Raw genomic sequence first — 15,722 nt, forward strand, 5'->3', positions numbered from 1 at the left:
GCTCAGCCGGTGCGGTGCAGGTCGCACTGCTGCTGGATGGCCGAGGGGGCGTCGCTGCTGACGATGGCGACCTTCGGCACCGGGCCGGCGGTGGGGGCGTCCTCGGTGGTGCAGACGAGCTGCTGGATGGCGGGGGCGGACAGCGAGGCGGCGGGCCAGGAGAGCCGCAGGGTGACCACACCGGGGGTGGCGGTGGCCTGGACCCGGCCGTCCTTGGGGAGGTCGCTGTACAGGCCGGTGCGCCGTTCGGTCGGGTCGGGCCCGGCCAGCAGGGTGTCCAGGGTCTGCTGGAGGTCCTCGCGCTCGGCGCTGGGCCGGATGGCGGGCCGGATGCCGTGCTGGTCGAGGAAGTACAGCCGGGTGCCGGGCTGGACGCCGGTGGCCGGCTGGCCGCTGCGGACCGAGCCGGTGGTGGAGATGGAGCAGCCGCCGGTCAGCAGCAGGACCGCGGCCAGCGGGACGAGTCGGCGGAGGGTCACCATTCCTCCTCCCCGTCCAGTCCGCGGGGCAGGACGAGGGTGAACACCGCTCCGCCGTCCGGCACGTTGGCGGCCTCGATGAGGCCGCCGTGCAGCCGGGCGTTCTCCTGGGCGATGGCCAGGCCCAGGCCGCTGCCCTCGGAGCGGGCCCGGGACTTGTCGGCCTTGTAGAACCGGTCGAACAGGTGCGGGAGTTCGGTGGGCGGGATGCCCGGACCGTGGTCGGTGACGGTGAGCACCAGTTCCTCCTCGCTGCCCCGCAGGGCGAGCCGCACCGGCGGGCGGCCGTGGCGCAGGGCGTTGCCGACCAGGTTGGCGACGACGACGTCGAAGCGGCGCGGGTCGAGCCGGACGGGCAGGGCGGCGGGCAGGTCGAGGTCGACCTGCTCGCCCCAGCCGCGCAGGTCGAGGGTCTCGCGCACGGCGGTGGCGGCGTCGACGGTCTCGGTGCGCAGGGGGGCGGCCCCGGCGTCCAGCCGGGAGATCTCGATCAGGTCGTTGACCAGCCTGGTCAGTCGTACGGTCTCGTTGCTGATCATGCGCAGTGCGGTGGCGGTGTCGGCGGGCAGCTGTTCGGCGTCCTCGTCGAGGATGTCGGTGACGGCGAGCATCGCGGCCAGCGGGGTGCGCAGTTCGTGCGAGACGTCGGCGGCGAAGCGCCGGCCCTGGGACTCGATGGCGCGCAGTTCCTCGATGGTGCCCTGGAGGGTGCGGGCGGTGTGGTTGAAGGTCTTGGAGAGCTGGGCGAGTTCGTCGTGCCCGGTGACGGTCAGCCGGGTGTCCAGCCGGCCCTGGGCCAGGGCCCGGGCGGCGTCGCCGAGCGCCCGGACCGGCCGCAGCACCTGGCGGGCGGCCAGCAGGGCGAGTCCGGCGGCCAGCACGGCGGCGAAGGCCCCGGCCCCGGCGGCGCCGGCGAGCAGGGCGGAGGCGGCGCTCTGCTCGCGGTCGAGGGGGAGCAGGGCGTAGACGGTGAGCCCGGACGCCCCGGCGGGGCCGCCCTTCGCGTAGCTGACGGGGACGCCGACGGCGAGCCAGGGGTGGCCGTCGGCGGCGAAGCGCTGGAACGCGGCGTGGCCGGTGTCGACGGTGTGCTGGAGGGCCGGCGGGACGGCCACGGGCTGGGTCCACTCCGAGTGCTCGGCGCCGTAGGAGGCCAGCACCCGCCAGTCGCGGAAGCCGCCGGTGCCCGACAACTGGGCGGCCAGGCGGTCGAGTTCGCCCTGGGTGGGCGGGAAGGGCAGGGCCGGGGCGAGCACGTCGACGCGGCGGCGCAGCTCGTCCAGGGCGGTGTCCTTGGTCAGGTCGAGGGTGGAGGTGGTGGCGGCCCGGTAGGTGAGGGTGGCGGTGGCCAGCGCGCTCAGGGCGGCGACGGCGACGAAGGCCACCAGCAGGCGTGGCCGCAGCCCGGCGACGGCGCGGCGCAGCCGGACCAGCCGCGGCGGGTGCGGGCCCGGGCGCGGCGGCGGGTCGTCGGACGGTCGGGGCGCGGCGGCCGGTGCGGGGTCCGGGGTGGCGGCGGCGCTCACTGCGGCCCGAAGCGGCCGCGGCGGAGGCCGCAGCGCGGGCCGCGGCGCAGGCAGCCGCGCGGGCCGAGCGCCGGGGCCTCGGGTGCGGAGTCGTCGTCCTCGAACAGGAATAGCCGTGCCATGGGAGTCAGTATCGGGGGTTGACCTGGGGCAATGCGCCACGGGGGCGGTTCGGGGACGGGTTCTTGCCAAAAACTCATACATCGCTCACAGGCTGCGCGGGCGCCGGTCAGTCGATGACCACCGCCATCTGCCCGTAGGTGGCGTAGCCGTCGGCGAAGTCCTCCTCGGGGACCGTGGTGCGGCCCCGGGCGGGATCGTTGAGCGACACCCTGCCGCCGCTGAACCCGGTGACCACGACGGTGTGCTCGTCCGGCCCGGCGTACAGCACGCTCCGGCCGTCGTAGGCCGTGTAGGTGGTGCTCCTGAGGTGGCGCCAGAGGTAGTCCACCCAGACGATCGCCGGGTGGCCGGCGGCCAGCTGGTCCTTGAGCTGCTGGACGGAGACGCCCGGGCCGTCCTGGCGCACGGTGAGCCCGTACGAGCGGGCGGCCCCGGCGACGGGCGGGGAGTAGACGCCGAAGCCGGTGCCGGCCGACTCCGAGCCGTCCGGGTCGCCGACGAAGGCTACGTAGGGGTCGCCGGACAGCGGGCCGGAGTGGCCGAACTCCGGGTGGTCCCGGTCGACGCCGATCCGGTCCAGGATCTGCTGGTCGTCGGCCCGCACGCCGCGGGCGGCGAGGAGCATGCGCAGCGCGGCCGCCTCGCAGTCGTCGCCGAGCTGCTGCTCGTAGGAGGGAACGGACACGGCCACGGGGGCGGCCGAGGCGGGGCCGGCGCCCGCTGCCAGGGTTGCGGTGGTCAGGACGGCGAGGCAGGCGGCCCGTGCGCGCGAGGTGATCGTCATGGGCATGACGCTACGAAGGGTGGTTGCGCTCCGCAGCCGGTGGGCGGCGATCAGGTGACGGACCGTAGGCGCCGGGGCGCCCGGCAGGGCGCCTCAGCCCGCCCCGGCCCGCCGGTACGCCCCCGCCCGGGCGGCGGCCTCGGCGGCGGCCGCGGCGCGGTCGGCGGCCGCCTCGTCGAGCGGTTCGGCGGTGGTGAGCATCCGGTAGTAGAGCGGCGCCGAGACGGCCCGGATCACCTCGAACGGGTCGGTGCCGGGCGGGAGTTCGCCGCGCTCGACGGCTTCGGTGACGCACGGCGCCCACTCCTCGACCCGGCGCCGGTAGAAGTGCCGCAGCGCCTCGGCCGTGCCCGGGTCGCCGTTGGCGGCCACCAGGACGGCGCGGAACAGCGCGCCCTGCCGGGGGTCGGCCAGGGTGCGCCGGACCAGTCGGGCGTTGGCCCGCAGGTCCTCGGCGAGCGAGCCGCTGCGGGTGCGCGGCAGCGACTGCTCGGCCATGTCGGCGAGCAGGTCGGCGACCAGGGCGGTGGTGCTGCCCCAGCGCCGGTAGACGGTGGTGCGGCCGACCTCGGCGCGCTGGGCGAGGTCGCCGAGGTCGAGGCCGGCGAAGCCGTGCTCGACCAGGGCGTCCTCGGCGGCCCGCAGGACGGCGGCGCGGACCCGGGCGGTGCGGCCGCCGGGGCGGACGGTGCCGGGGGTGGAGGGCTCGGTGGGCTCGTCGACCATTAACGGGATTCCTGTTCCATTAGCTGGATGGAGTCTGCTAGCTTCGAGGCATCCTAACGGAACGGGAGTCCCATTAGTGGCTCCGAGGGGAGAACTGTCATGACTACCACCACGGCACCCACCGGCATGGAGTACCGCCGCCTCGGCGCCTCCGGCCTCAAGGTCCCCGCCCTCAGCCTCGGCACCGGAACCTTCGGCGGCCGCGGCCCGCTGTTCGGCGCCTGGGGCAGCACCGACGTCCAGCAGGCCCGCCGCCTGCTCGACATCGCCCTCGACGCCGGGGTCACCCTCTTCGACACCGCCGACGTCTACTCCGACGGCGCCGCCGAGGAGGTGCTCGGCGAGGCTCTGCGCGGCCGCCGCGACCAGGTGCTGATCTCCACCAAGGCCGGCCTGCCGCTCGGCGACGGCCCCCAGGACGCCGGCACCTCCCGGGCCCGGCTGGTGCGCTCCGTCGAGGACGCGCTGCGCCGCCTGCGCACCGACCGCCTCGACCTCTTCCAGCTGCACGCCTACGACGCCGCCACCCCGATCGAGGAGGTGCTGGCCACCCTGGAGGACCTGGTCCGCGCGGGCAAGATCCGCTACACCGGCGTCTCCAACTTCTCCGGCTGGCAGCTGATGAAGTCCCTCGACCTGGCCGAGCGCCACGGCCGCCCCCGCTACGCCGCCCACCAGGTCTACTACTCCCTGGTCGGCCGCGACTACGAGTGGGAGCTGATGCCGCTCGCCGAGCAGGAGGGCGTCGGGGCCCTGGTCTGGAGCCCGCTGGGCTGGGGCCGCCTCACCGGCCGGATCCGCCGCGGCGAGCCGTTCCCGGCCGGCAGCCGGCTGCACGACACCGCCGACTACGGCCCGCCGGTCGAGGAGGACCTGCTGTTCCGGGTGGTCGACGCCCTGGACGAGGTCGCCGCCGAGACCGGCCGCAGTGTCCCCCAGATCGCGATCAACTGGCTGCTGCGCCGCCCGACCGTCTCCTCCGTGATCATCGGTGCCCGCAACGAGGAGCAGCTGCGGCAGAACCTCGGCGCCGTGGGCTGGTCGCTGACCCCGGAGCAGGTCGCCCGGCTGGACGCCGCCAGTGCCCGTACCGCGCCCTACCCGTACTTCCCGTACCACCGGCAGGAGGCCTTCGCCCGCCTCAACCCGCCGCTCGCGGGCTGACCCCGGCGGGCCTGACGGGGCCCGCTCTCCGGCGCCTCGCGGTGGTCAGCCCAGCCGGTCGGCGGCTTCGAGGCAGGCGGCGACCGTCGGCTGGTGGGCCGTGCCCTGGCGGACCGCGGTCTCGATCGTGCGGGTGAGCGTGGCGTCCGACACCGGTCGTACGGTCAGCGTCGGCGGGAGGCGGTCGGTGGCGATCCGGGGGATGAGCACGGTGTGGCCGCCGCTCGCGGCGAGGGCGGTCATGGCGGCGAAGTCGGTGCAGGTGTGCCGCACCCGCGGGGTGAAGCCGGCCGAGCGGCAGGCCTGGAGGACGGCGTCCCCGCAGGGGGTCTGCGGCGGGGCGGTGATCCACGAGGTGTCCGCGAGCTCCCGCAGGTCGACCGGCGCCCCCGCGCCGCCCGGGCTCGTCGCCGGGCCGGCGGCCGGGTGGTCGGCCCGCAGCACCGCGACCAGCGGATCGGTCCGCAGGGTGCGGGTCTCGATGCCGGGGTGCGGGGGCGCGGCGAGGTTGGTGTAGCGGTAGACGAGCGCGACGTCGGCGCGGCGCTGGAGCAGCAGCCGTACGGCGGCCTCGGGTTCGGCCTCGGTGATGTGCACCTCCAGGCCGCGGTGGGCGCGCTCCAGGGCCTCGCCCAGCGGGGCCGCGACCGGGACCAGGGCGCTCGGGAAGCAGGCCAGGTGCACCGGGCCGGTCGGTTCCCCGGCGCCGGTGCGCAGCCGCTCCCGGGCCTCGTCGAGCGCCGCGAGCACCGCCCCGGTGTCCGCGGCCAGCCGGTGCCCGGCCGCGGTGAGGTGGACGGAGCGCCCGGTGCGCTCCAGCAGGGCGGTGCCGGCCTCCTCCTCCAGCAGCCGCAGCTGCTGGGAGACGGCGGAGGGCGTGACGCGGTGGAGTTCGGCCACGGCGGTCACCGTGCCGTGCGCCTCCAGGTCGCGCAGGAGGACGAGCCGTCGGACATCGAGCATCAGTCCAGCTTAAGGGCCTGCTGTAGGAGATGTAGCTGGACGCGGGGGCCTGCGGACGGCGAACCTGACGGCCCGACCCCAGTCCCCGAGCAGTACGGGAGTGTCTTCGTGCGCGCCACCGTGATCCACGGCCCCAACGACATCCGGATCGAGGAGGTGCCCGACCCGGTGGTCCGGCGGCCCACCGACGCGGTGGTGCGGGTGGTCAACGCCTGCATCTGCGGCAGCGACCTGTGGGCGTACCGGGGCGTCGCCGCCCGGGTCCCCGGGCAGCGGATCGGGCACGAGTTCCTCGGCGTCGTCGAGGCGGTCGGCCCCGAGGTGACCGGCTTCGCGCCGGGCGACTTCGTGCTCGCCCCGTTCGTCTGGTCGGACGGCACCTGCGCGTTCTGCCGCGAGGGCCTGCACACCTCCTGCCCCGAGGGCGGCTTCTGGGGGTCGGTCGGCTCCGACGGGGGCCAGGGCGAGGCGGTGCGGGTGCCGTTCGCCGACGGGACGCTGGTGAAGCTCCCGAAGGAGGCCGCCGGTGAGGAGAAGCTGCTGCCCGGCCTGCTCGCCCTCTCCGACGTGATGAGCACCGGCCACCACGCCGCGGTCTCCGCCCGGGTCCGCCCCGGTGCCACCGTCGCCGTGGTCGGCGACGGCGCGGTCGGCCTGTGCGGCGTGCTCGCCGCCCACCGGCTGGGCGCCGGGCGGATCATCGCGCTCGGCCGGCACGAGCGGCGCACCGCGATCGCCCGCGACTTCGGCGCCACCGACGTCGTCGCCGAGCGCGGCGAGGCCGCCGTCGAGGCGGTCCGGGAGCTGACCGGCGGCCTCGGCGCGCACGCCGTGCTGGAGGCCGTCGGCACCGAGGAGTCGATGCGGACGGCCCTCTCCATCACCCGCGACGGCGGCACGGTCGGCTACGTCGGCGTGCCGCACGGCGGCTCGGCCGGCGTGGACATCTCGCAGATGTTCGACCGGAACGTCTCGCTGGCCGGCGGCGTCGCCCCGGCCCGCGCCTACATCCCCGAACTGCTCCCGGACGTGCTCTCCGGCGCCATCGACCCCGGCGCGGTCTTCGACCGCACCGTGGACCTCGACGGCGTCCCGGACGGCTACCGGGCGATGGACGACCGTACGGCGCTCAAGGTCCGCATCGCCTTCTGACCGCATCGCGTTCTGACCGTCCCGCTCCCCGGGCCGCGACTGCCCTCTTGTTCAAAGTTGATCGACTGCCCTATCTTTTGCTCAGCTTCAAGCAACTCATTGCAGATTCGAGCAGGGGGATCGATGGCCCACGTCGCCGCCGAGAACGTCATCGCCCTGGACATCGGCGGCACCGAGATCAAGGGCGCTGTGGTGGCGGAGGACGGCACGGTCCTGCGCAGTGAGCGCCGGCCCACCCGGCCCGCCCGCGGCGGTGGCGCGGTCATCGACACCGTGCTCGACTGCGCCGCCGAACTCGCGGAACTCGCCCGGCGGGCCGGAGCCCCGCCCCGGGCCGTCGGCGTCGTCGCGCCCGGCCTGGTCGACGAGGCCGCGGGCACGGTGGTCAAGGCGGTCAACCTCGACTGGCACGACATCCCGCTCCGCCACCGGGTGGCCGAACACCTCGGCCTCCCGGTCGCGTTCGGCCACGACGTCCGGGCCGGCGGCCTCGCCGAGGCCCGCCTCGGCGCCGGGCGCGGCAGCGACTCCTTCGTCTTCGTCCCCGTCGGCACGGGCATCGCCGCCGCCGTGGTGACCGGCGGCCGCGCCCAGGGCGGCGCGCGCGGGATCGCGGGCGAACTCGGCCACCTGGTCGTACGGCCCGGCGGCGAACGCTGTGCCTGCGGCGGCCGGGGCTGCCTGGAGACCGTCGCCTCGGCCTCCGCGATCGCCCGCCGCCACGCCCGGCTCACCGGCACCCCGGACCTCGGCGCCGAGGACGTGCACCGGCGGGCGGGCGCCGGCGAGCCCGTCGCCGCCCAGGTCTGGGCCGAGGCGGTGGCGGCCCTCGCCGACGGCCTGGCCGCCACCGTCACCCTGCTCGACCCGGAGCGGATCGTGATCGGCGGCGGCCTCGCCCGGGCCGGGGCGGACCTCCTCGCCCCGCTGGCCACGGCACTCGCAGATCGGCTGGCCTTCCGCACCCCGCCCCGCCTGGTCGCCGCCGAACACGGCCGCAGCGCGGGCTGCCTCGGCGCGGCCCTGCTGGCCCGGGACCTGCTGGCCGGGGACCCGCTGGTGGCCGGGGGCCCGTCGGCCGGGGACCCGTTCCTCCAAGCCCCGTCGCCCGTCGGAGGCACGCCGTGATCCTCACCGTCACCCTCAACACCGCCGTGGACGTCACCTACCGCCTCGACCGGGTGGCCCGGCACGGCAGCAACCGGGTCGGGGCCGTCACCGAACGGGCCGGCGGCAAGGGCGTCAACGTCGCCCGGGTGCTCGCCGCGCTCGGTCACGACACCGTGGTCACCGGCCTGGTCGGCGGCGCCACCGGGCAGGCCCTGCGGGCCGACCTCGCCGCCGCCGGACTGCGCGACGCACTCCAACCGATCGCGGGCCCCACCCGGCGCACCGTCGCCGTGGTCGAGGACGCCACCGGAGACGCGACCGTCTACCTGGAACCCGGCCCCACCGTCACCGCCGAGGAATGGTCCGACTTCACCGTCCGCTACCGCCGACTGCTGCGCACCGCCCGGGCCGTCGTCCTGTCCGGCTCGCTGCCCGGCGGCGTGCCGCCGGACGCCTACGGACAACTGGTCGCCCTCGCCGCCGAGGCGCGGGTGCCCGCCGTCCTCGACGCCGAGGGGCCCGCCCTGCTCGCCGGACTGGCCGCCGGCCCCGCCCTGGTCAAGCCCAACGCGGCTGAACTCGCCGCGACGGCGGGCCCGGTGGACCCCCTCACCGGCGCCCGGCTGCTGCGCGCCGCCGGAGCCCGCGCCGTGGTCGTCTCCCTCGGCCCCGGCGGGCTGCTCGCCAGCACACCGGAGGGCGACTGGCGCGCCCGCCCGCCCGAGGACGCGCGCGGCAACCCGACCGGCGCCGGCGACTCGGCGGTCGCCGCCCTCACCGCGGGCCTGGTCGCCGCAACCCCGTGGCCGGAGCGGCTGGCCGAGGCCGTCGCCCTCTCCGCGGCGACCGTGCTGGCCCCGCTCGCCGGCAGCTTCGACCCGGCCGACCACCGGCGACTGCTCCCCCTCGTCCGGGTCCACCCGGTCCACCCGGCCGAACCGGGCTCCGCCCCGCGAGGAGAACCGCACCCCTCGTGACCCGGCGGGTCCGTCGGTGAGCCGGGCAACGGGCCAGCGGTACGAAAGTGGTTGCTGAGGCGCGAATGGCTGCAGCATCTTCCGTTCGACCGGCCCGGCTGTCAGCATCGGCGCACACCGCCACCGCCACCGCCATCTCCACCGCCACCGACGGAGGGGCCCGAGGGAGTCGCCGATGCACCGCCGTGCCCCGTCCGGCCGGATCGACCTGCTGCTGCGCGGCGGCAGCCTGGTGGACGGCACCGGGGCTGCCGCCCGGCGGGCGGACGTGGCGGTCGTCGGCGGTCGGGTGGCGGTGCTGGCGCCGGGGGTCGGGGCGGTGGACGCGGCCGAGGTGGTGGACGTCACCGGGCGGGTCGTCACCCCCGGCTTCATCGACGTCCACACCCACTCCGACGCCCTCACCGCCACCTTCGACGGCGCGGACCACGGCACCGAGGAGCTACGGCTGGCCCCGCTGCTCCAGGGCGTGACCACCGAGATCGCCGGGAACTGCGGCAGCAGCCTGTTCCCCGCGCTGCCCGCTCGGCTGCCCGCCCTCGCCGAGCAGCTGCGGGTCACCTTCGGCCTCGGGCCGGTGCGCCCGGCCCGGGACTTCGCCGGCTTCGCCGCCGGGCAGCGGCCCGGCCTGCGGCGCACCCACCTGGCCTCGCTGGTCGGCCACGGGACCCTGCGGGCCGGGGTGATGGGCTTCGCGGACCGCCCGCCGACCCCCGGGGAGCTGGCCGCGATGTGCGACCTGCTCGACCGCTCGCTCGGCCAGGGCGCCGCCGGGTTCTCCACCGGTCTGATCTACCCGCCCGGGGGCTATGCCGACACCGAGGAGCTCGTCGCCCTGGCGTCGGTCGCCGCGCGCCACGGCAAGCCGTACGTGACCCACCTGCGGGACGAGATGTCCCAGGTGGAGAAGGCGCTGGAGGAGGCCCTGGAGATCGCCGCGCGCTCCGGCGCCGCGTTGCAGGTCTCCCACCACAAGACCGCCGGCCGGCACGCCTGGGGCGCCACCGTCCGGACCCTGGCCAGGCTGGACCGGGCCCGCGCCGAGGGCGTGGACGTGCTCTGCGACGTCTACCCGTACACCGCGGGCAGCACCGTGCTGTCCGCGATGCTGCCGCCGTGGGCGGGCGAGGGCGGGCCCGCCGCCCTGCTGGCCCGGCTGGGCGGCCCCGAGGTGCGGGAGCGGATCCGGGCGGACCTCGTGCACGGGGTGGAGGGCTGGGAGAACACCGTCGGCAACGGCGGCTGGGACCTGATCTCGGTCGCCGCCGCCCCGGCCCGCCGCTCCGCCGAAGGCCGGCGGATCGCCGAGCTGGCGGCCGAGCGCGGCGCGGACCCGGTGGACTACGTCTGCGAGCTGCTGCTGGAGGGGCGGGGCGAGGTGACCATCATCAGCCACTCGATGCGCGAGGACGACGTCCGCCGGGTGCTGGCCAGCCCGCTGTCGATGATCGGCTCGGACGGGGTGCCCAAACCCGGCCGCCCGCACCCGCGGTGGGCGGGCAGCTTCGCCCGGGTGCTCGGCCACTACGGGCGGAGCCAGGGGCTGCTGCCGCTGGAGCTCGCGGTGCACAAGATGACCGGACTGCCCGCCGCGCGCTTCCGCCTGGACGGGCGCGGGGTGCTGCGGGACGGCGCGGTGGCGGACCTGGTGGTGCTGGACCCGGCGGCCGTGCTGGACCGGGCGACCTTCGCACGGCCGCTGCTGCCGCCGGAGGGCGTGGAGACGGTGCTGGTGGCCGGGCGGGTCGCGGTGCGCGAGGGGCGGCCGACCGGGGCCCGGGCGGGTGAGGTGCTCCGGGTCCGCTGAGACGTCGTGGCCCGGTGGGCCCGGCCCGCCCCGTCCGGGGGCCTGCCGTCGGTCAGTGGTGCTCGGAGCGCTCGGCGGTGTGGCCGCCGGCGGTGCTGGCGGGGGCCTCGGCGACGGTGGCGGCGCGGGGCGCGGACTGCTGGCCGTAGGCGGCCGCGAGGGACAGCAGGGCGGCGGCGGTGATCAGGAGGGCGGATATCCGGCGGGTCATCGGAGTCCAATCAGCTGAAATGGATGCTGGCGGCGCAAGCATGACACACCGGCAGCTCCCGGCGCAGGGCGCCGGAGGCGCTCAGCCCGCCCAGCGCCGTTCCAGCAGCGAACCGGTCTCCGCTGCGGCGGCGTCGAGTTCGGCGAGGAAGGCGTGCAGCACCGGGTTGCGGTTGGTGGCCCGGGTGGCCACCCCGATCCGGCGGTGCAACCGGGGGTGGTCCAGTCGGCAGACGTGCACCCCGTCGGTGTCATCGGCCAGGCCGAGCGCGGGGATCAGCGCCACGCCCATCCCGGCCCGGGCGAGGTTGACGGTGACCTGGTAGTGGTCGCTGCGGCAGCGCACCCGGGGGCGGAACCCCTCGGCTGCGCAGGCGCGTTCGAGCACCGGCTCGCCGATGCCGCCGCCGTGGGTGCCGATCCAGCTCTCGTCCGCCAGCTCCGCCAGCCGCACCACCGGGCGCCGCCCCAGCCGGTGCCGGGGCGGCAGCACGACCAACTGCGGTTCGGCGAAGAACATCCGCACCCGCACCGCCGCCTCCCGGCACCACGGGTCCAGCGGGTGCTCGAAGACCACGGCCGCGTCCAGCCGGCCCGCCTCCAGGTCGGGCACCAGCTCGTGCGGCTGGCCCGTCACCAGCTCCAGCTCCACCCGCGGGTACCGGGCCGCGAAGCCGGACAGCGCCCGGGGCAGCAGGTCCAGCCCGGCCGAGACGAAGAAGCCGACCCGCAGCAGCCCGGCCGCCGCCTCCGCGTGCGCCCGCAGGTCGTCCCGGGCGACGGCCATCAGGTCGGCGATCGCCTGGGCGTGCTCGGCCAGCCGGGCCCCCGCCGCCGTCAGCCGCAGCGACTGCGGCGCCCGCTCCACCAGCGCGACCCCCAGCTCCTGCTCCAGGCGCGCGAGTTGGTGCGAGACGGCGGACGGGCTGAGGTGCAGCGCCTGCGCCGCGGCCACGATGGTGCCGCGGCGGGCGATCTCCAGCAGGACGAGCAGGCGGGCGCTGTTCAGCATCGGCCCAGACTAGGGTCCGTCTCCCGGGCCCTCCCCGGAACCCCGGGGCTCAGGCGCCCCGCTGGGCGTTCGCCGGTGCCGGGGCCGGCCGCGTGGTGCTGCCGTCGCCCGCGACGTCGAGGCGCAGCAGGTCGTACTCGGTCTCCCGGCGCACCAACAGCCGGGCCCGGCCGTCGCGGACGAAGACCACGGCGGGCCGCGGCAGTTTGTTGTAGTTGGAGGCCATCGCGTAGCCGTAGGCGCCGGTGACCGGGGTGGCGAGCAGGTCGCCGACCCGCAGGTCGGCCGGCAGGGCCGCGTCGTCGATGATCACGTCGCCGCTCTCGCAGTGCTTGCCGACCAGCCGGGCCCGGTACGGGCGGTGCGCCTCGGGGCAGCGCGGCAGGAAGGCCTCGTAGCCGGCGCCGTACAGCGCGGGCCGCAGGTTGTCGCTCATGCCGCCGTCCACGCTGACGTACGTCCGTACGTCCGGGATCCGCTTGACGGTGCCGACCCGGTACAGGGTCAGCCCGGCCCGGGCGGCTATCGAGCGGCCCGGCTCCACGCCGACCTCGCCCGTCCAGCCCGCGCCGCGCACCGCCGCGCGCACCCGCGCCGCCCAGACGGCGAAGGACGGGGCGCTCTGCCCGCCCACGTAGGCGACGCCGAGGCCGCCGCCCACGGTCAGTCCGGCGACCGCGCTGTCCACCGCGAAGCGGGCCACCGCGGCGGCCCCGTCGGCCAGTTCGGCCGGGTCGAGGACCTGGGAGCCGACGTGGGCGTGCACGCCCTCCAGCCGGACGGCGGAGGCGGCCGCGGCCCGGCGCACGGCGGCCGCGGCGGCGCCGTCGGCGAGGCCGAAGCCGAACTTGGAGTCGTGGCCGCCGGTGCGGATCGCCTCGTGGGCGCCGGCCGCGACGCCGGGTGCCACCCGCAGCCGGATCCGGGCGGGCGGCAGGCCCTCCACGTGGTGCAGCCGCTCGATCCGCTCCAGTTCGTCGAAGCTGTCCACCACGATGTGGTGCAGTCCGGCGGTCATCGCGGTGCGCAGCTCGCCGTCGTCCTTGTTGTTGCCGTGCAGGACGATGCGGTCCGGCTCCACCCCGGCGTACAGGGCGGTGCGCAGCTCGCCGCCGGAGGCGACGTCCAGCAGCAGGCCCTCGTCGGCGACCAGCCGGGCCATGGCCGTGCAGAGGAAGGCCTTGGAGGCGTAGGCCACGTTGCCCGGGCCGAAGGCGGCCACCGCCTCCCGGCAGCGGGTGCGCAGGTGCTCCTCGTCGTAGACGAAGAGCGGGGTGCCGTGCTGGCGGGCGATCTGCTCCAGCAGGACGCCCCCGACGGCCAGGCCCTCGGGCCGGACCTCGGCGGTGAGCGGCAGCAGGCCCGGCTCGACGGGGGAGTCGGCGGACGGCGGGGCGGGCGGCGCAGCGGACACGGTTCTTCCTCCCGGCAGGCTGATTCGCTGCTCATCCTCGGGCCTGGGGGAGGGGGCGAGAAAGCGCATTCTTCGGGCCCTGAGCCGTACCTTCCTCGATGCTCGCGGGGTGCCGGCGGGCCGTCAGACCTTGGCGCCGTTCTTGCGGCGGGCGGTGGCCGGGAGGCCGTTGGCGAGGTCCTCGGTGAGGAGGCGCCAGGCGATGGCGTCGGCGGCGGTGCGGAGTTGGGGGCTGCGGGGGCGGCCGGCGTCGGCGTCGAGGCGGGCGTTGAGCCAGCCGGACCAGGCGCGGGCGAGGGAGCGGACCTCCTGGGTGCCGGCCTCGGTGTGGGTGAGGCGGTCGCCGTCGCGGGTGAGGTAGCCCTCGGCGGCCATCCGGTCGAAGACCGGTTCGAGGACCTCGGGCGGCAGCTTCTTGCGGGTGGCGATGAGGTCGAGGGAGGCGTGGCCGAGGGCCTTGGTGTGGCCGGCCACCTCCATCAGGGCCCAGGCGCCGGCGAGGTCGACGCGGGTGTCGGCGTCGCCGACGATGGTCCGTACGGTGTCCAGGTCGATGTCGCGCACGATCTTGCAGACGGCGTACTCCAGGTGCGGGTCGGAGTCGCTGGTGGTGGGTTGGGCGAAGCCCTCGCCCATGTCGGTGGAGCCGGCCCGGGTGGTGTCGCGCAGCTGCACCTGCTTGAGGAACAGCGCGACCACGAAGCCGACCACGGCCACCGGGATGGTCCACAGGTACACGGTGTGCAGGGCGTCCGAGTACGACTGGATGATCGGCGCGGCCTGTGCGGCGGGCAGTTTGTGCAGGCCCTGCGGGCTCTCCGCGGCGTGCACCAGGACGGCCGGGTCGGCGCCGGTGAGCCGGGCGGAGGCGGCGACGCCCTTGGCGAGTTCGGTCTTGAGGCCGTTGGCGTAGATGGTGCCGAACACGGCGGTGCCGAAGGAGCTGCCGATGGTGCGGAAGAAGGTCACCCCGGAGGTGGCGGTGCCGAGGTCGGCGTAGTCGACGGTGTTCTGCACGGCGATGGTCAGCACCTGCATGCTCAGCCCGATGCCGACGCCGAGCACGAACATGTAGAGGGAGGCCAGTGCGGTGCCGGTGCCGGGTTCGAGCCGGGACAGCAGGTAGAGGCCGACGGCCATGACCAGGGTGCCGGCGATCGGGAACAGCCGGTACTTGCCGGTCTTGCTGACCACGTTGCCGCTGGCGATCGAGGCGATCAGCAGGCCGATCACCATCGGCAGCATCCGCACGCCGGAGACGGTCGCCGAGTCGCCGTCCACGTACTGGAGGAAGGTCGGCAGGAAGGTCAGCGCGCCGAGCATCGCGAAGCCGACGATGAAGCTGAGCACCGAGCAGACCGCGAACACCGGGTTGCGGAACAGCCGCATCGGCAGCATCGGTTCGACGGCCCGGGTCTCCGTCCAGCAGAACAGTCCGAGTGCGACCGCGCCGCCGACGAACAGGGCGATGATCACCCCGGAGCCCCAGGCGTACTGGTTGCCGCCCCAACTGGTCGCCAGGATCAGGGCGCTGGCGCCGACCGAGACCAGGGCGATGCCCAGGTAGTCGATCACCGGCCGCACCGCCGAGCGCACCGAGGGGATGGTCCGGGCGGCCGCGATCACCACGACGACGGCGATCGGCACGTTCACGTAGAACGCCCAGCGCCAGGACAGGTGGTCGGTGAACAGCCCGCCCAGCAGCGGCCCGATGACGGTGGCCAGGCCGAACACCGCGCCGATCGCGCCCTGGTACTTGCCGCGCTCGCGCAGCGGGATGACGTCCGCGATCAGTGCCATGGCGGTGACCATCAGCCCGCCCGCGCCGATGCCCTGCACGGCCCGCCAGGCGATCAGCAGGGTCATGTTGGTGGACAGGCCGCACAGGAACGAGCCGCCGACGAAGACGATCGCCGAGACCTGGAAGATCAGCTTGCGCCCGTACAGGTCGCCGAACTTGCCCGCCAGTACGGTGGCCACCGTCTCGGCCAGCAGGTAGGAGGTGACCACCCAGGACATGTGGGCGGCGCCGCCGAGGTCCGAGACGATGGTGGGCAGCGCGGTGCCGACGATGGTCTGGTCGAGGGCGGCCAGCAGCATGCCGAGCACGATGGTGGCGAAGACGACGTTCCGCTGCCGTACGTCGAGCACCGGCGGGGCGGAGGGCTGGGTCTCGGTGGCGACAGTCATGCCGCCAGCCTCGGGCGGCTCGGGGCCGGTCGCGATCCGGTTCGTCCGTTCGGGTGAGCAACCCGCGCGCCCGGGGCCGGACGGG

15 protein-coding genes are annotated in these 15,722 nt (G+C 75.8%); 5 read left to right on the top strand and 10 right to left on the bottom strand.

Going from position 1 to position 15,722, the window contains the following annotated elements:
• Positions 1-2: 2 nt before the first annotated feature.
• The 5 genes from ACFC1T_RS06650 to ACFC1T_RS06670 form a co-directional block, all read right to left on the bottom strand.
• Complete coding sequence (locus tag ACFC1T_RS06650; protein WP_375884387.1) at positions 3-482, bottom strand: GerMN domain-containing protein; 480 nt, start codon at positions 480-482, stop codon at positions 3-5.
• Entirely contained in the window at positions 476-2,005 is a 1,530-nt protein-coding gene (locus ACFC1T_RS06655; RefSeq protein ID WP_375884390.1) for an ATP-binding protein, read from the bottom strand. The genes ACFC1T_RS06650 and ACFC1T_RS06655 overlap by 7 nt, the downstream gene beginning before the upstream one ends.
• On the bottom strand, positions 2,002-2,127 hold the full coding sequence (locus tag ACFC1T_RS06660; protein WP_375884392.1) for a hypothetical protein: 126 nt from the start codon (positions 2,125-2,127) through the stop codon (positions 2,002-2,004). The genes ACFC1T_RS06655 and ACFC1T_RS06660 overlap by 4 nt, the downstream gene beginning before the upstream one ends.
• 107 nt (positions 2,128-2,234) lie before the next feature.
• On the bottom strand, positions 2,235-2,912 hold the full coding sequence (locus ACFC1T_RS06665; RefSeq protein WP_375884394.1) for a C39 family peptidase: 678 nt from the start codon (positions 2,910-2,912) through the stop codon (positions 2,235-2,237).
• Positions 2,913-3,005: 93 nt separating this feature from the next.
• On the bottom strand, positions 3,006-3,638 hold the full coding sequence (locus ACFC1T_RS06670; RefSeq protein ID WP_375884397.1) for a TetR/AcrR family transcriptional regulator: 633 nt from the start codon (positions 3,636-3,638) through the stop codon (positions 3,006-3,008).
• A 126-nt stretch (positions 3,639-3,764) separates the two neighbouring features.
• Between ACFC1T_RS06670 and ACFC1T_RS06675 the strand changes: the two genes are divergently transcribed.
• Complete coding sequence (locus tag ACFC1T_RS06675; protein WP_375884483.1) at positions 3,765-4,802, top strand: aldo/keto reductase; 1,038 nt, start codon at positions 3,765-3,767, stop codon at positions 4,800-4,802.
• Between the two features lie 45 nt (positions 4,803-4,847).
• Here ACFC1T_RS06675 and ACFC1T_RS06680 read toward each other — a convergent pair whose 3' ends face one another.
• Positions 4,848-5,765 carry a LysR family transcriptional regulator gene (locus ACFC1T_RS06680; protein ID WP_375884398.1) on the bottom strand — a complete coding sequence of 306 codons (918 nt, stop codon included), beginning with the start codon at positions 5,763-5,765 and terminating at the stop codon, positions 4,848-4,850.
• A 108-nt stretch (positions 5,766-5,873) separates the two neighbouring features.
• Here ACFC1T_RS06680 and ACFC1T_RS06685 point away from each other — a divergent pair, with 108 nt between their 5' ends.
• The 4 genes from ACFC1T_RS06685 (at position 5,874) to ACFC1T_RS06700 (ending at position 10,811) form a co-directional block, all read left to right on the top strand.
• The gene (locus tag ACFC1T_RS06685; protein ID WP_375884401.1) at positions 5,874-6,917 is read left to right on the top strand and encodes a zinc-dependent alcohol dehydrogenase family protein; all 1,044 of its coding nucleotides are present in this window, start codon (positions 5,874-5,876) and stop codon (positions 6,915-6,917) included.
• Between the two features lie 123 nt (positions 6,918-7,040).
• Positions 7,041-8,045, top strand: a complete 1,005-nt coding sequence (locus ACFC1T_RS06690; RefSeq protein WP_375884403.1) for an ROK family protein — start codon at positions 7,041-7,043, stop codon at positions 8,043-8,045.
• Positions 8,042-9,004 carry a 1-phosphofructokinase family hexose kinase gene (locus tag ACFC1T_RS06695; protein WP_375884405.1) on the top strand — a complete coding sequence of 321 codons (963 nt, stop codon included), beginning with the start codon at positions 8,042-8,044 and terminating at the stop codon, positions 9,002-9,004. Before ACFC1T_RS06690 ends, ACFC1T_RS06695 begins: the two co-directional genes overlap by 4 nt.
• A 175-nt stretch (positions 9,005-9,179) precedes the next feature.
• Positions 9,180-10,811: an amidohydrolase family protein gene (locus ACFC1T_RS06700; RefSeq protein WP_375884407.1), complete on the top strand. Its 1,632-nt coding sequence runs from the start codon at positions 9,180-9,182 to the stop codon at positions 10,809-10,811.
• 52 nt (positions 10,812-10,863) lie between these two features.
• Here ACFC1T_RS06700 and ACFC1T_RS06705 read toward each other — a convergent pair whose 3' ends face one another.
• The 4 genes from ACFC1T_RS06705 to ACFC1T_RS06720 all read right to left on the bottom strand — a co-directional run bounded on the left by ACFC1T_RS06705 (position 10,864) and on the right by ACFC1T_RS06720 (position 15,637).
• Positions 10,864-11,022, bottom strand: a complete 159-nt coding sequence (locus tag ACFC1T_RS06705; RefSeq protein WP_375884410.1) for a hypothetical protein — start codon at positions 11,020-11,022, stop codon at positions 10,864-10,866.
• Positions 11,023-11,103: 81 nt separating this feature from the next.
• Entirely contained in the window at positions 11,104-12,033 is a 930-nt protein-coding gene (locus tag ACFC1T_RS06710; RefSeq protein WP_375884413.1) for a LysR family transcriptional regulator, read from the bottom strand.
• Between the two features lie 49 nt (positions 12,034-12,082).
• On the bottom strand, positions 12,083-13,447 hold the full coding sequence (lysA, locus tag ACFC1T_RS06715; protein WP_375884415.1) for a diaminopimelate decarboxylase: 1,365 nt from the start codon (positions 13,445-13,447) through the stop codon (positions 12,083-12,085).
• Between the two features lie 123 nt (positions 13,448-13,570).
• A complete protein-coding gene (locus ACFC1T_RS06720) occupies positions 13,571-15,637 on the bottom strand; it encodes an MDR family MFS transporter (protein WP_375884418.1) in 2,067 nt (688 codons plus the stop codon).
• Positions 15,638-15,722: the final 85 nt, after the last annotated feature.

This window comes from Kitasatospora sp. NPDC056076 (genome assembly GCF_042266305.1).
Taxonomy (GTDB): domain Bacteria; phylum Actinomycetota; class Actinomycetes; order Streptomycetales; family Streptomycetaceae; genus Kitasatospora.

Bases quoted from the DNA above. Each gene is read 5' to 3' on its own strand.
- ACFC1T_RS06660 (WP_375884392.1), bottom strand. From the start codon at position 2,127: ATGGCACGGCTATTCCTGTTCGAGGACGACGACTCCGCACCCGAGGCC.
- ACFC1T_RS06710 (WP_375884413.1), bottom strand. From the start codon at position 12,033: ATGCTGAACAGCGCCCGCCTGCTCGTCCTGCTGGAGATCGCCCGCCGC.
- ACFC1T_RS06720 (WP_375884418.1), bottom strand. From the start codon at position 15,637: ATGACTGTCGCCACCGAGACCCAGCCCTCCGCCCCGCCGGTGCTCGAC.
- ACFC1T_RS06650 (WP_375884387.1), bottom strand. From the start codon at position 482: ATGGTGACCCTCCGCCGACTCGTCCCGCTGGCCGCGGTCCTGCTGCTG.
- ACFC1T_RS06675 (WP_375884483.1), top strand. From the start codon at position 3,765: ATGGAGTACCGCCGCCTCGGCGCCTCCGGCCTCAAGGTCCCCGCCCTC.
- ACFC1T_RS06680 (WP_375884398.1), bottom strand. From the start codon at position 5,765: ATGCTCGATGTCCGACGGCTCGTCCTCCTGCGCGACCTGGAGGCGCAC.
- ACFC1T_RS06705 (WP_375884410.1), bottom strand. From the start codon at position 11,022: ATGACCCGCCGGATATCCGCCCTCCTGATCACCGCCGCCGCCCTGCTG.
- ACFC1T_RS06690 (WP_375884403.1), top strand. From the start codon at position 7,041: ATGGCCCACGTCGCCGCCGAGAACGTCATCGCCCTGGACATCGGCGGC.
- ACFC1T_RS06670 (WP_375884397.1), bottom strand. From the start codon at position 3,638: ATGGTCGACGAGCCCACCGAGCCCTCCACCCCCGGCACCGTCCGCCCC.
- ACFC1T_RS06665 (WP_375884394.1), bottom strand. From the start codon at position 2,912: ATGACGATCACCTCGCGCGCACGGGCCGCCTGCCTCGCCGTCCTGACC.
- ACFC1T_RS06700 (WP_375884407.1), top strand. From the start codon at position 9,180: ATGCACCGCCGTGCCCCGTCCGGCCGGATCGACCTGCTGCTGCGCGGC.